Below are 14,846 nucleotides of genomic sequence, written 5' to 3'. Positions count from 1 at the left end.
ATATAAAAAACAGCCTTCAAAAAGAAGGCTGCCGTTATCTGCCTCGGAAATGATTTTCTAAACAAAGCGCCGTATTAATCCCCCCGAATCCCATGCTTAAGCTTAACGCATGGTGTACGGTATGGGCGCTCGGCCCGTCGGTCACCCACTGAAATGAATCGTCAATCGGCTCCGTTAAGTTTCGGATCGGATGAAGCTTGTTTTCCCGCATTTGCAAGAGAGCAGCAATGATTTCCACCGTTCCGGCCGCACTCAGACCGTGTCCGGTAATCGATTTTGTCGCATTAATCCGCGCGTGCGACAGGCCGCTTTCAGAAAGCGCCCGGCATTCAGTCTTATCACCGATCGGCGAACCGGTGCCGTGCGGGTTGATGTAATCGATCTCTTTTGCTGAAAGACCGGCCCGCTCCAGCGCCTGGCGGATCACCGTCATTTCGCCCTCTGCTGAAGGATTCGGGTTGCGGTTCGCATCGGAAGCCATCCCCCAGCCCTTTAAGCCGGCCCACGAACGCGCGCCCCTCTGTTCGGCAGATTCAGCGCGTTCCAGCACAATCGCCCCGCACGCCTCTCCGAATATAAACCCGTCCGTATGCCGGTCAAACGGGCGGCAGGCGGCTTCAGGCCGTTCAGCGTATGTATCAGTGCCCATCGCTCCCAAAGAACGGAGAGCATGACACTCCATGTACGACAGATCGGCCAGCGCCCCGATCACGATGCACCGGTCAAACAGGCCGCCTTTGATTCCTTGAGCAGCCTGAATAACCGCCGCCTGGCCGCTTGCCGACGCGCCGCCGACCGTAAAGGCCGGCCCTTTTATCCCGAATTGCTCCGTACAAAGCCCCGACAAATCACTATCCATAAAAGAAAGCCCGTATGTCGGATTTACAAATTGCGGCGTTTCACCGTTTTTCTCAAAGGCCTGCAGCAATTCGCGCTGCGTCATATTCGAGCCGCCGATAATCAGACCGGTGCGGCTGTGATCAGCGCCGTCTAATTGAGCGTCATGCCACGCTTCATATAAAGCGATAAGCGCCGTCTTTCCCGATAATGCGGCCCTTCGGTACAAGCGCTTCGACAGCGCGTCCGGCGGCGTTAATTCGCTAAGCTCCGCGCCGATAAACGAACTGCCTTTCTGCCGGCCGGGCCGTTTCATCACATCAAAGGCGTGCCGCCCCTCCATAAGCGCATCGAGAAACGCCTCCTTGCCTTGTCCGACCGCGGTTAAGACTCCGATTCCTGTAATGCTGATGTCTGACGTGCCATTATTACTCCTCGACATTTGTCCGTTCTCCCATCTTTATGTATTGGAAGCTATGAAGAAAAATCTTGATACAGTGCTTTGAAAATATCGCGCGACTGTCTGATCTGTTCTGAAGGCACGCTGAAAGATAATCGGAAATAGCCGCTTTTTCCAAATCCGCTGCCGGGTACGATCAATAGTTTGTATTTCTGTGCGGCATGCATGCAGAATGCCACCTCGTCTTCAATCGGTGATTTCGGAAAGACGAAAAAGCCTCCTTTCGGCATTTCAAATTCGAAACCGGCTTCTGTGAGGATGTCCACCATAAGGTCTCTCCGCTTTCTGTAAGGTTCAGCGTCAATCGAAAGATCATCCATTTTCGCCACGGCACGCTGCATCATGACCGGAGCGTTCACAAAGCCGAGCGTCCGGTTGCAGAAAACGAACGCATCCGTCAGAAGATCGCCCTCAGGCATTTGGGCGTCTGCCGCGATATACCCGAGCCTTTCCCCCGCAATGCCGAGATCTTTACTGAACGAACTGACTAAAATCACGCGGTGATACGCCTGAAACGGATTCGCCTGCTCTTCTCCGTAGATCAGCTGGCTGTACGGTTCATCAAATAAAATAAATATGCTTTGGCCGTTCCGCTCTTCGGCTTCTTTTAATAAGGCGCCCAATTCGTTAAGGTTTTTCTGGCTGAGCACAGTCCCCGTCGGATTATGCGGCGTATTAACGATCAGTCCTTTCGTACGGGGGGTGATCGCACCTTTAACCGCTTCAATATCAATCTCAAATGAGTCAGTCAGCGGGCAGATGACGGGTCTGCCGCGGTAATTTTCAACATACGCTTTATATTCCGCAAAATAAGGCGCAAGAAGGATGACTTCTTCCTCGGGGTTTAAAATGCTTTTCAGCGCGACATTCAGCGCCCCGCCGGCTCCGACCGTCATGACTGTATGCCTGGCGGAAATTTCTGTCTGAAACCGCTCTGACAAAAAGCGCGCAACCTTTTCTCTCGCCTCCGGAAGCCCCTGGTTTTGTATGTATCCGTGCCGCCCTGTTTCAGCCGCTTCGCAAAGCGCCTTTTTAAATGTTTCAGGCGGCTCCGCAACCGGATTTCCTATTGAAAAGTCAAACACCTTATCGGCGCCGAACTCTTTTTTCAGCCGAGCGCCTTCATCAAATAGTTTGCGTATCCATGAACCTTTCTCCAGATTCTGTGTCACTTCCCGTGATAAACCGGCCACTGTCATCTGTCCCTTCTGTCTTTTTCTTCCGTTTCTATTTACAATGATTATGAAAGATTTACATGGCGCAGTCAACGCTTTTTCAGACAGCCCGCCGCGCCGTTTCAGGAGAAAGACGGAAAACAATAAACTTGTGCAAACTCCCCTTCATATATTAAACTATTCTCATAACTATAACGTGATGGTTGGGGAGGGATTTAGATGGGGCTGAGACTTATCGCATCAGTGAATTAGCAGAGCTTGCCGGTGTAACGAAACGCACGGTGGATTACTACACAAACCTCGGGCTTTTAAAGCCTGACAGGTCTTGTTCGAACTATCGTTACTACGATACACTTGCACTTAATCGGTTAAAGTTTATAGTCGCTTGTAAAAAGCAGCGATTGGCCCTGTCTGATATAAAAGATCGACTGGAGAACCAGTTTCCCTCTTCAGCCCTGCCTGACGATATTGGAAATCTGGCATCGGAAATTGATCACATGAATCAAAACATCTCCGTGATCTTGAATCGGTTTGAAAAGCTTGAACCAGAGGAGCGCGCCCAGCTGAAAAAAAGGCTGGCTCCTGAAAAGCTTGCAGTGCTTCAATCATTTATGCTGCTGTTAAGTTAAACCATTATCTTACTAACAGGAGGTGTTACCTTCATCTTCCCAAAAGAAGTGAAGGTTCTAATTGGACATTGTGAATTTGATTTTAGTCGCGGTTTTAATCGCGCTGACGGCATTTTTCGTAGCATCTGAGTTTGCGATAATCAGAATCAGAGGCTCACGGGTTGACCAGCTTATAGCAGAAGGAAATAAAGCCGCAATCGGTGTCAAAAAAGTGACCACGCATTTAGATGAGTATTTATCGGCGTGCCAGCTCGGCATAACATTGACTTCCATCGGTCTTGGTGTCTTAGGCGAATCAACGATTGAACGCTTGCTTCATCCGCTTTTCACAAAGATAAACGTACCAAGCTCATTATCGCATATTATTTCATTTATTCTCGCCTATGCGATCATTACATTCTTACACGTGGTCGTGGGAGAGTTGGCGCCGAAAACAGTCGCCATCCAGAAAGCGGAAGCCGTTTCAATGCTGTTTTCGAAACCGCTCATTTGGTTTTACCGCATCATGTTCCCGTTTATCTGGCTTCTGAACAACTCCGCCCGTCTTTTAACGAAGACGTTCGGTCTGGAGACGGTATCTGAAAATGAGCTTGCCCACTCTGAAGAAGAGCTGCGCATCATTTTATCGGAAAGCTATAAAAGCGGTGAAATCAACCAGTCTGAATTTAAATACGTGAACAAAATCTTTGAATTTGACGACAGACTTGCAAAAGAAATCATGATTCCGCGTACGGAAATCGTCAGTCTGCCGCATGATATCAAAATTTCTGAAATGATGGACATCATTCAGATTGAAAAATATACCCGGTACCCTGTCGAAGAGGGTGACAAAGATAATATTATCGGCGTTATTAACATTAAAGAAGTGCTGACCGCCTGCATCAGCGGCGAAGTATCAGTCGACTCGCCGATTACCGATTTTGTCAATCCGATCATCCATGTGATTGAGTCGGCACCGATTCACGATCTGCTTGTAAAAATGCAGAAGGAACGGGTTCATATGGCGATTCTGTCGGATGAATACGGCGGAACCGCGGGGCTTGTCACCGTTGAAGACATTATTGAAGAAATCGTCGGGGAAATCCGTGATGAATTTGATATCGATGAAATCAACGAAATCCGTAAACTCGGCGACGGCCATTACATGCTTGACGGCAAGGTCCTGATTGATCAAGTGAACGAACTCCTCGGCATCCATTTGGAAAATGACGAGGTCGACACCATCGGCGGCTGGTTCCTTACCCAGAAATACGACGTCGAACAATACGACTCGATTATCGAAGAAGGCTGTGAATTTATCATTAATGAAATTGACGGCCACCACGTCGCATATATTGAAGTGAAAAAACTGGCGTTTGATGAACTGCTGGAAACCGCCGAACAAAAAGAAGCATAACAAAAAAGCTTGCGCGTCTGATACAGACGGCAAGCTTTTTTTCATTTACAGTTGTTCAAGTTTTTTCTCAAGCTCTTTAATTCTGGCATTCAGCTCTTCTGTCATGGCCGCAAGCCTCTCCTTCGGCGCAAGATCGGAAAAGTCCTCCAAAAAAATCGGCTCGCCGATGATAAGCCGCATTTTTCCCTTTTTAAACAGCGCTTTTCCCGTAGACGGCCCTTTATATGCGGCCGGAACGAGCGGCGCTTTTCCCATTTGGGCGATGGTCACGGCCCCTCTTTTCAGCGGGACGTCTTCTGATGTTCTCGTACCGCTCGGAAAAATCCCGACAATCTTTCCTTCCTTCAGAAGCTTAATCGGCGTTTTAATGCTGCTCGGGCCCGGATTTTCACGGTCAACCGGGAATGCGTGAATCTTCTTCAAAAAACGTCCGATCCACTTTTTCTGAAACAGCTCTTTTTTCGCCATATAATGAATCTGATGGGGCAATATCCCGACACCGAGCGTGAGGACGTCCACCCAGCCCGCATGCGTGCACGCGATAACGAATCCTTTATCAGACGGAAGATTCTCTTTATTGTACACTTTCACTCCTCCGCGCAGGGATAGAATGCATTTGATGGCATTTGCACAAAACTTATACATAACGCACTTCCTTTGTTGTAATGATCAAAAGTGTTCTCTCTCTCTATTATAACAATATTTTTTATTACCTGGTACTAATAATTATATTTTTCCTCCGCCGATCTCTATCTTTTATGACGGATTTTGGGTACTATAGAGAAATGGTGTTTGATGAGGTGAAAATGAATTTAAGCCGTTTGCATGGAACGTGCAACTTTAAACCTTTCTTATGCGTGTATAACATAGAGGGGAGAAAAGGCAGTGACGATCGATGAAATTTACCAAATGTATATGAATGATGTTTACCGGTTCCTGCTCTCCATGACAAAAGACAAGCATCTCGCTGAAGATTTGCTGCAGGAAACCTTTATGAGGGCATACATACACATTCACTCCTACGACCACAGCAAAGTAAAGCCATGGCTTTTTCAAGTGGCGAGAAATGCGTTTATAGATTATGTCAGAAAACATAAAAAGGAAGTGACCATTTCCGATGACTTAATTGGGAGCCTTTTTCAGACGGCTGTTCAAAGCCCGGCTCATCAGATTGAAATCAAGGAAGTGCTGACAGGGTATATGTCCGAACTTCCCGACAATTATCGGGAGGCCTTAACACTGTATTATTTAAAAGAACTGAATTACAAAGAAGCATCCCATATTATGAATATTTCAGAGGCTAATTTTAAAAGTGTTTTATTTCGTGCCAGACAGCGGCTGAAAGCACTTTATAATAGAGGTGTTAATGATGAATGAAGAATTTAAAAAGCGTTTTTACCAATACAAAAATGGAGAAATGAGCGACCGGGAAATGGCCGCCTTTGAAGAAGAGCTGGAAAAGCTGGAAGTCTATCAGGAGTTGATTGAAAGCGAAATGCAGGACGACCGGGAATGGGACGTCGGCATCAGCCCGGAAAAACAGAAGGCCATTTTATCATACGGAAAACGCAAATCGTATTTGCGGATTTCAGTTCTCGCCGTCATCTCCACTTTGATGATTTTGCCGCTTTGCACATTAGGAAGCTACCTCTATTACGGTCTGGGAGGAAAAGAAAGCACCGGCAATCAATTAATGGAGACCGCGGCAGTGACGGTGGCGACCACAATGCCGAACGTCCTCGTCGATACCTCCGGACTGAAAAGCCAGGTGAAGCTGTTTGGAATGAATACGGAATTTCCGCTGCAAAAGCAGATCGGCACAAAAACGAAATCCGTCGGCGGAGAACGGATTGAAATGTTTTTAGATACGGTCAAATCGCCTGCCGTTAACTACTATGATCTAGACGCGGCACAGGCAAAGCATTATTTCGCCCATCCTTCCGGCTTAAAGGGACGCACGATTGAAAAAGCCGGACAGACATTAAAAAAATTGCCTGAAGGAAGCGTGGCGGAGGTCTATCTTTCTTATGACAGGGCCTACCCTTCTTCTCAAGTATATTCGACTTTTAAAAAATACGATGTGAAGTTTTTATGGAACGCGGTCGAAACGGAGAAAAATCTGAAAGACAGTCCTTATGCCGAGCCGTTAGGATTTCCCGGGAAAGATTCCAAGATGGTGTCCTCTTTCGAAACGCAAGGACAGACAGACCGTGAACAATTTATCAATGCCCTTGAATTTATGTCCAGCCATAAAAAATGGGCGCATGCAATATCGAAACGAAAAGACATGAATCTTGGCAGCCGAATCGACTATGTTGAACATCACGGAATGAACGTATACGGCTCTGTCGTGACGGGGCCGACAAAAGAAATCGAACGTCTGCTGAAAAACAAAACAGTAAAAGCAGCAAACATCGGTGAGGTGGAATTATGGAATTGGTAAGAATTTTTAAAGAGCATAATGTTTTCGGCTGGATATCAGTCGGTACCGCGATTTTGTCGCTGCTGCTTTTGAACGTGGCAATCATCAGCAATGTGACTTTCTATTCTTATCAGATGCTGCCGTTTGCGATGGCCGCCGTGCCGTTCGGCATCATTGAGCTGTTTATTAAAAAAGGACGGACGGGCCCGGGACTGCTCGGTGTCATTCTCAATCTGTTCGTCATTGTCTGTGTATATACGATCGTTGCGGTTGATACGAATCTGCAATTCGGTTTTTAAACGTAAAAACAGGCCCTTTTACGGGGGCCTGTTTTTTTAAAATGAAAGAACGCCGATTAAATGCAGCAATACGACGATGATAGCCAGCGGCACGAGATATTTCAGAAGGAAATACCACACCTGAAAGAAACGATAGCCGATGGCGGAACCGCTTTTCATCTCGGCAAACAGCTCCTGCTTCGGTATTTTCAGCGGGACGAAGATTGATATTAATAAAGCGCCGAGCGGAATCAGCACATTGCTGACGGTGAAATCCGCAAGATCAAAAAACGTTTTTCCGAACAAATGAACATCACCGAGAACACCGTATGATAAACAGGACGGAATTCCGACTAAGAAAATGAGCAGACCGCTTGTCCACGACAGCTTCTTTCTTTTCGTTTCATCACCTTTCCCGACAGTCGCCACGATAATTTCCACCATCGAAAAGGCCGAAGTCAGCGCGGCGAAGAAAAAGACCGCCAAAAAGCTGATAAAAAACAGCGAGCCGAACGGCAGCCGGTCAAACACAGCCGGCAGTACGGTAAACAGCAGTGTAGGCCCTTCATCCGGTTTAAAGCCGAACGAAAAAACCGCCGGAAAAATGGCCAGTCCCGCAAACAGCGTGACGAGCACATTCATCATAACAATGGAACCCGCCGATCCCGGAAGGTTTTGGGTTTTCGGCAGATACGAACTGTATGTCACCATGACCGAAACGCCGAGCGTTAATGTGAAAAACGCCTGTCCTAAAGCATATAGGATGGATTCCGGCGTCAAATCTTCAAAGTGCGGAACCAATAAAAATCTAATCCCCTCAACGGCATGATCGAGCGTGACTGATCGCAGCACAAGCAATAGAAACAGCACGAATAAAATCGGCATCAGCACTGCACTGACACGTTCAATCCCTTTCTGCACGCCTTTTGCGACGACCGCCACCGTCATGATCATAAATACAAGCTGCGCAACGAGAGTCTGGATCGGATTTTCAATGACCGTCCCGAACACCGTTCCGTACTGCTCCTGAGTGAGCCCGGATAAAGAACCCGTAACGGCTTTTAACACATAAAGCAAAATCCACCCGCCGACAACACTGTAAAAAGACAAAACTAAAAAACAGGCCGCCACACCCACATAACCCGTGAGGTGCCATACCGACTTCGGCGCGGCTTGTTTGTAGGCATCAATCGCATTTGTCTGGCTCCGTCTTCCGAAAATAAATTCACCGAGCAAAAGCGGATAGCCTAAAAGCACGGTAAAGAGGACGAATACAAGAAAAAAAGCGCCTCCTCCGTTCGTACCCGCTACGTAAGGGAACTTCCAAATGGCTCCCAGGCCGATCGCCGAACCGGCAGCGGCCATAATAAATCCTATTTTTGAGGCCCATTGAACCCTTTTTTGGTCAGACACGACTTTCCACTTCCCTTCCGCCCTATATTATCCCTTATTCACTGCGATAACTTAAGCCCATTTCAATATGTTTCATTATTCCGAAAAATAAAAGGGAGCGGCGGGTGCCGCTCCTTACAAATCCCCGTTTAATTTCGAATGCTTTCTCGAATATAAGAAATAAATCACCAGACCGATGATCAGCCAGATAAAGAAACGGAATATGGTCGTGGCGCCGAGGTTAATAATCAAAAACACGCAGAACAGAATGGACAATATCGGAATAAAGGGAACCCCCGGACATTTAAAAGCCCTCGGCAGATCAGGCTGTTTCTTTCTCAATACGATAACCGCCACGGAAATCAGGACAAACGCGGCAAGCGTGCCTATGTTCACCAGCTTCGCCAGTTCATCAAGCGGGACGAGCGAGCCGAGTAATGCTGACAGGATGCCGAACACCCATGTCACCACGTGCGGCGTTTTATGCTTCGGATGAACTTTTGAAAGCGCCCCCGGCACCAAACCGTCACGGGACATGGCAAACATCACCCTCGTCTGCCCGTACAGCATGACGAGCATCACCGTTGTCATCCCCAACACTGCGCCGATATCAATAATCCCGGCCACCCAATTCTGTCCGGCCATCTGCAGAACGAGAGACACGGGATGGTCAACGCCTTCAAAGCGGGCAAACGGAACGACGCCCGTCATAATCGCCGATACGGTCACATACAGCACGGTGCAGACGATTAATGAAAAGATAATTCCTTTCGGCAGATCCTTCGCCGGATTTTTCGTTTCTTCAGCGGCGGAAGAGACGGCGTCAAAACCGATAAAAGAGAAGAAAACGAGCGCCGCGGCACTGAAAACACCGCCGAAACCCATCGGTATAAACGGCTGCCAGTTGTGAGGTTTGACATATACGGCCGCAACGGCGATAAACAATAGAACAACCAGAACCTTCAAAATGACCATAATATTATTGACCCGCTTCGATTCCCTAATGCCTAAGTAGAGGAGGAATGTAATCGCAAGCACGATAACAAATGCGGGGAGATTAAAGAATGTGACCGTGCCTTTAATGGATCCTGGCGCGGCCGTTAATGCGGTCGGAAGATGAATGCCGAAGCCCGCCAAGAATGATTGAAAATAGCCGGACCAGCCGACCGAAACCGCGCTGACGGCGAGCATATATTCCAAGATTAAATCCCAACCGATGATAAACGCTAGAAGTTCACCCAGTGTCGCATAAGTAAACGTGTAGACGGAACCTGAAACCGGGACGCTTGAAGCAAATTCAGCATATGACAGAGCCGCAAATAAACACGCAAGAGCGGCGATGACAAATGAAACGGTCAGCCCCGGCCCCGCCGTGACAGCGCCTGTTCCGGTTAATACAAAAATCCCCGTTCCGATGATGGCCCCTATCCCCAGAAGGGTCAAATCAAAGGCCCCTAACTCTCTTTTCAGCGACTTTTCCCCGCTCGTTGCGGCAAGCAGGTCCTGAATGCTTTTCTTTCTGAATACGCTCCCCTTCATCTGCTTCACTCCTTGTAAACCAATATATGTTAGAATATTCAGATAACAATAGCAATAATGACTAAATTCTTATTTTTCGCATGAAATGTTTCAGCACATCATTCCTTTCTCCTACATCATATTATAGCGAAAAATATAAAAATGAAAATAACTTTTTGAAAATTCTATATATTATTTTTAGTTTTCATAAAACAGAACTCAGCGGATTCTCCACTGTGAAATATTAACATTAGTGATTCAGCTGGCGACTTCCATTTTTCAAAATCGTATTCATATGTACGTTCAAATAAAAATCCCGCCCTTTTTAAAAGCGCGGGATAAGACTTGCGTATTATGTTGAAATAAATCTGCCGCCATTTACGTGAATGGTTTGCCCCGTCATATAGGAAGATTCATCTGAAGCCAGAAGCACGTAAGCTCCGGCGTGTTCCGCAGGCTGTCCCGGTCTTCCCATCGGAGTGTCCAGACCATGCTTTTCCACCTTTTCTTCAGTAAACGTTGCCGGAATCAGGGCGGTCCAGATCGGGCCAGGGGCCACCGCATTTACTCTGATCCCCTGATCGGCCAATGACATCGCCATTGAACGCGTAAAGGAAACGATGCCGCCTTTCGTGCACGAATAGTCGATCAATGATGTGTCTCCCTGATAAGCGGTAATAGACGTTGTATTAATGATGGCGCTCCCTCTTTGCAGGTGGGGCAGCACGGCTTTTGTCATATGAAACATGGAAAACATGTTTGTACGGAATGTCTTCTCCAGCTGTTCAGATGTAATATCAAGAATCCCGTTTTGCGGATGCTGCTCAGCCGCATTATTAACGAGAATATCTATTTTTCCGTAGCGATCTAAGACTTGCCGGACCGCCTTCTGACAATGCGCCTCATCACCGACGTCGCCCGGGATTAACAGGCATTCGGCCTGGTATTCTTCCGCACGCTTTTTCGTTCTCTCAGCATCGGCATGTTCGTCTAGGTACAGGATGGCAAGATCCGCTCCTTCCTTCGCGTAAGCGATCGCAGCCGCTGCGCCGATGCCGCTGTCTCCGCCCGTGATGACGGCGACTTTTCCTTTTAATCTGCCCGACCCTTTTACATCCGGGTCCTCCAAGAGCGGTTTCGGCTCCATGTCTGACTCAATGCCGGGCTGGCGGTTTTGCACCTGCGGCTTTTGTCCTTCCGTCTGTCTGTCCATCGGATTCATATTCTCACACTCCTGCAATTGGTATTACTGAGACGATACCACGCAGTGCGGGGAGTTAAACGGACAAATATGCCGGTAATTAAAGCTGCTGAGCCGTTTCGGGAAAAGCGCCGGTGTATTTCGCAGACGGTCTGTAAATCATGTTGTCAGCGGACTGTTCAAGCACGTGTGCGCACCAGCCTGCCATTCTGCTTGCTGAAAAGGTCGGCGTAAATAAATCATTGTCGACATCAATGGCCTGCATCACAGCCGCTGCGTAAAACTCCACATTCGTATACAGCTTCCGTCCGGGCTTATATTGCTCTAACAAGCGGATGGCTTCCTTCTCTACATAAAGCGCCAAGTCAAGCGACGGATCATTTCCCGCCACTTCTTCAGCTTTTATGCGCAGCGCTTCCGCCCGCGGGTCTTTTGTTTTGTACACCCTGTGCCCGAAGCCCATCAGGCGTTCTCCCCTCATAAGCTTCGCTGCCAAATACGCTTCTGCATTTTCTTTTGTCCCGATGTCTTCAAGCATTTTCGTGACGCCTGAAGGCGCGCCTCCGTGCAGCGGCCCTTTCATCGTACCCAGTGCGGCAGTGACGGCAGACACTAAGTCCGATTCAGTCGAAACGGTGACTCTCGCTGAAAAAGTCGATGCATTCATCCCGTGCTCCATCGCCAGAATCATATACGTTTCAAGCGCTTTCTTTTGGGCTGCGGACGGCTGCCTGCCTGTCAGCATATACAAATAGTTTTCAACGTGTCCGTATCGCGCCTCAGGTGACAACGCTTCCTGCCCTTGTTTACGGCGGTATCTGTACGCAATAATCGTCGGTGTGACGGCAATCAGTTTAATCGCTTCTTCCGGCTTGGGCGGATATGTAAATGAATCTGTGCCCAAACCTGAAACAGCCGTTCTCAGCACCGCCATGTCGTCCATTTCATCCGGAAGCGTTTCCAGTAAGTCGATCAAATGTTTCGGAAGCCCGCGCTCGGCTGCAAGTTCTTCCTGAAACGCAAGCAATTGCCGCTCATCAGGAAGCGCCCCGTTCAAAATGAGATACGCTGCTTCTTCAAAACTGGATTGCAGCGCGATATCCTTCGCGTCATAGCCGCGATATATTAAATGCCCCTTTTCTCCGTCAATGTGGCTGATCGCCGTTTCTGCACAAGTAATCCCTTTCAATCCACGATAAATCAATTTCATTCCCCCTTATCCTCTTTCTGTTATTATAGTAAATATAATATTTAAAAAATAATGAATATTTTTAAGGGAATTAATTAAAACTTTTAATCAGAGGAGTGCATCTATGGATTTTAAATGGCTTCACACCTTCGTCACCGCGGCAAAATATGAGAATTTCAGAAAAACGGCGGAAACGCTTTTTTTATCTCAGCCGACCGTCACCGTTCATATAAAATTATTAGAGAAAGAAATCAGCTGCAAGCTGTTTCAGCGAAGCGGCCGGAAAATACAATTGACGGAAGAAGGAAAAGCATACGTGCCGTTTGCCATGAGGCTTTTGGAAGACTATGAAAACAGCATGGCGGAGCTGCACAGAGTGCGCCAGGGCTACTCGCACACGCTGACACTCGCTGTTTCGCCGCTTATCGCCGACACCGTTCTCCCGTCTGTCATGAAGCGTTATACAGAGGACAATAAAGAAACCGAAATGACGGTCACCATTTTCGAATCGGAAGAAATCGCCTCTCAAATCAGAAACGGCTCAGCCGATATCGGACTGAGCTGCTTAAAGGTGCAATCATCTTCCCTCACTTGCCGCCCCCTGTACAATGACCCCGTTGTCCTCGTCGCGCCGCCCGGCCGAAAACCCGGAACAGGGAAGGCGGATGAAGTAAAAGACCTGTTCGGACAATATCTGCTTTTGACCCATAACCATCCTGACTATTGGGATGATTTGCTCCGCCAGGTCAGAATACAGTTTCCTTTCGTCAGGACGATGAAGGTGACACAGACGCATATTACGAAAAGATTTATTAAAGAGGGGCTGGGTGTCTCATTTCTGCCGCTGTCAGCGGTACGGGCCGAACTCGCCGCAGGCAGCATGATTGAAATTCCGTGCGAATTCGCCCAGATGCCGAGCGCGGGCGCGTACGCCATCGCCCTCTATGAAAATGAAAAAAAGAAAACCTTTTTAGATTTTTTATCACATTTTCATTTTAGGTGAAACAAATGGAGCTCTGTCCCGTCTAAATAAAAAACCCGTTCTGATGAACGGGTTTCTATCGCTGCTAGAATCTTTTCGCGCCAAGGTAGCGAGGTTTCCAGTAGCTGTTATTCAGATCACTTGTTGCGACGCCGTCAGAACCGGCATGGATGAACTTGTTGTTTCCGATGTACACACCCATGTGTGAAGGGCCGGCCTGATATGTTGTAAAGAAGACGAAGTCTCCTCTTGACGGACTGGACACGCTCTTCATTGAGCTCCAGTATCCCGCAGTGCTTGTTCTGCCGACACTCGTCTGTTTGTTTAATAGGTACCAGATAAATCCGCTGCAGTCAAAGCCGGAAGTCGTTGTTCCGCCCCATACATACGGCGTGCCGATTAAAGATTGCGCATCAGAAATCAGCTTGTTTACATTCAGGCTCGTCTGTGCAGCATTATGGCTGGATGAAGGCTGCTTTGATGACGAAGATCCTGAAGACGTTGAACCGGAAGTTGATCCCTTTACTTTAAGAACTTGTCCGATGCGGATCAGGTCCGTTTTTAAACCGTTTAAACTTTTTAATTGGTTTACCGTCATTTTATATTTATTCGCAATTTTCCAAAGGCTGTCGCCTTTTACGACTTTATATGTAGACGATGATGACTTGCTGCCGGAATTTGAACCTGAGGATGATTTACCGTTGATCGAAAGCGTCTGGCCGATGTAAATGATATCCGATTTTAATTTATTCTCAGATTTAATGGAATTAATTGACGTTCCGTACCGATTTGAAAGTCCCCATAATGTATCGCCTTTTTTTACCTTAATCGTTTGCGCAGATGCCGCGCCCGCAAACAAAGTCGTCCCCAAAACCACTGCCGTTGTTGCTGTAACAAGTTGCTTTTTCATATTTTCCTCCCTGACTGATTCTATCTATTTTATGTGTCTCTTTTTTAAAGTTTTTATCTGTTTCCTATTATAAGGTTCAATTTCCACTAGAAATAGACTTGACTTCCCGTGACAAATTTCTTACTAATTCGTTTTAGAAAAAAGTTTTTAAGGGTATTAAATATTTCAATTTGATTTCAAACGTGACGAAAAACAAGTCAATTTGTCATGTTTTTTTCCTGTGATCCTCGTATTTTGGAAAAACAAAGCAGTTTATTTTCCAAATAACCCCTTGTTAAAAAAATCCTCGGCTTTTTCAAAAAAGTGAATGGTTTTCACTCTTTCTTGAAAACATAACTTCACACCGGAATTTACATTTCTAACAATGTTTCACCTGAAATTTACAGGAGGAACAGGCACTCTTTACAAACATCCCCTACCATTAGACATGCAGACACGATTAAAGGAGGACGAGTGA

14 protein-coding genes are annotated in these 14,846 nt (G+C 47.1%); 6 read left to right on the top strand and 8 right to left on the bottom strand.

All coding sequences use genetic code 11. From position 1 onward, the window contains the following. Positions 1-34 precede the first annotated feature (34 nt). Positions 35-1,279, bottom strand: a complete 1,245-nt coding sequence (locus NYE42_RS04860) for a beta-ketoacyl synthase N-terminal-like domain-containing protein (RefSeq protein ID WP_352426799.1) — start codon at positions 1,277-1,279, stop codon at positions 35-37. A gap of 32 nt (positions 1,280-1,311) precedes the next feature. Beyond that, entirely contained in the window at positions 1,312-2,496 is a 1,185-nt protein-coding gene (locus tag NYE42_RS04855) for a pyridoxal phosphate-dependent aminotransferase (protein WP_043021383.1), read from the bottom strand. 179 nt (positions 2,497-2,675) lie between these two features. Between NYE42_RS04855 and NYE42_RS04850 the strand changes: the two genes are divergently transcribed. Next, the gene (locus tag NYE42_RS04850; protein ID WP_007409263.1) at positions 2,676-3,101 is read left to right on the top strand and encodes a MerR family transcriptional regulator; all 426 of its coding nucleotides are present in this window, start codon (positions 2,676-2,678) and stop codon (positions 3,099-3,101) included. A gap of 61 nt (positions 3,102-3,162) precedes the next feature. After that, positions 3,163-4,497, top strand: a complete 1,335-nt coding sequence (locus NYE42_RS04845; protein WP_003155308.1) for a hemolysin family protein — start codon at positions 3,163-3,165, stop codon at positions 4,495-4,497. A 45-nt stretch (positions 4,498-4,542) separates the two neighbouring features. Here NYE42_RS04845 and NYE42_RS04840 read toward each other — a convergent pair whose 3' ends face one another. Then, entirely contained in the window at positions 4,543-5,142 is a 600-nt protein-coding gene (locus NYE42_RS04840; RefSeq protein ID WP_007409265.1) for a 1-acylglycerol-3-phosphate O-acyltransferase, read from the bottom strand. Positions 5,143-5,382: 240 nt separating this feature from the next. Between NYE42_RS04840 and sigM the strand changes: the two genes are divergently transcribed. Genes sigM through NYE42_RS04825 form a run of 3 tightly spaced genes read left to right on the top strand, consistent with a single transcriptional unit; the run spans position 5,383 to position 7,218 of the window. Continuing rightward, positions 5,383-5,874, top strand: a complete 492-nt coding sequence (sigM, locus tag NYE42_RS04835) for an RNA polymerase sigma factor SigM (RefSeq protein WP_003155312.1) — start codon at positions 5,383-5,385, stop codon at positions 5,872-5,874. Beyond that, complete coding sequence (locus NYE42_RS04830) at positions 5,867-6,940, top strand: anti-sigma factor (protein WP_040238365.1); 1,074 nt, start codon at positions 5,867-5,869, stop codon at positions 6,938-6,940. The genes sigM and NYE42_RS04830 overlap by 8 nt, the downstream gene beginning before the upstream one ends. Continuing rightward, positions 6,928-7,218, top strand: a complete 291-nt coding sequence (locus tag NYE42_RS04825; RefSeq protein WP_003155315.1) for an anti-sigma-M factor — start codon at positions 6,928-6,930, stop codon at positions 7,216-7,218. Before NYE42_RS04830 ends, NYE42_RS04825 begins: the two co-directional genes overlap by 13 nt. Positions 7,219-7,254: 36 nt before the next feature. Here the strand turns inward: NYE42_RS04825 and NYE42_RS04820 are convergent, their stop codons facing one another. The 4 genes from NYE42_RS04820 to NYE42_RS04805 all read right to left on the bottom strand — a co-directional run bounded on the left by NYE42_RS04820 (position 7,255) and on the right by NYE42_RS04805 (position 12,512). After that, positions 7,255-8,610 carry a sodium-dependent transporter gene (locus NYE42_RS04820; RefSeq protein WP_040238367.1) on the bottom strand — a complete coding sequence of 452 codons (1,356 nt, stop codon included), beginning with the start codon at positions 8,608-8,610 and terminating at the stop codon, positions 7,255-7,257. A 114-nt stretch (positions 8,611-8,724) separates the two neighbouring features. Next, a complete protein-coding gene (locus NYE42_RS04815) occupies positions 8,725-10,128 on the bottom strand; it encodes an amino acid permease (protein WP_040238370.1) in 1,404 nt (467 codons plus the stop codon). 331 nt (positions 10,129-10,459) lie between these two features. Beyond that, positions 10,460-11,329 (bottom strand): SDR family oxidoreductase, encoded by an 870-nt coding sequence (locus tag NYE42_RS04810; RefSeq protein ID WP_199022445.1) that lies wholly within the window; start codon positions 11,327-11,329, stop codon positions 10,460-10,462. 79 nt (positions 11,330-11,408) lie between these two features. Then, positions 11,409-12,512: a citrate synthase/methylcitrate synthase gene (locus tag NYE42_RS04805; protein WP_032866195.1), complete on the bottom strand. Its 1,104-nt coding sequence runs from the start codon at positions 12,510-12,512 to the stop codon at positions 11,409-11,411. A gap of 109 nt (positions 12,513-12,621) precedes the next feature. Between NYE42_RS04805 and NYE42_RS04800 the strand changes: the two genes are divergently transcribed. Then, the gene (locus NYE42_RS04800; protein ID WP_025649531.1) at positions 12,622-13,500 is read left to right on the top strand and encodes a LysR family transcriptional regulator; all 879 of its coding nucleotides are present in this window, start codon (positions 12,622-12,624) and stop codon (positions 13,498-13,500) included. 64 nt (positions 13,501-13,564) lie between these two features. Here the strand turns inward: NYE42_RS04800 and NYE42_RS04795 are convergent, their stop codons facing one another. Next, on the bottom strand, positions 13,565-14,389 hold the full coding sequence (locus NYE42_RS04795) for a C40 family peptidase (protein WP_199022444.1): 825 nt from the start codon (positions 14,387-14,389) through the stop codon (positions 13,565-13,567). Positions 14,390-14,846: the final 457 nt, after the last annotated feature.

Source organism: Bacillus sp. FSL K6-2865 (assembly GCF_040311405.1).
Lineage (GTDB): Bacteria > Bacillota > Bacilli > Bacillales > Bacillaceae > Bacillus > Bacillus velezensis.
The sequence above is the reverse complement of the archived record's forward strand: the minus strand, read 5'-3'. Positions and strand labels throughout refer to the sequence as shown.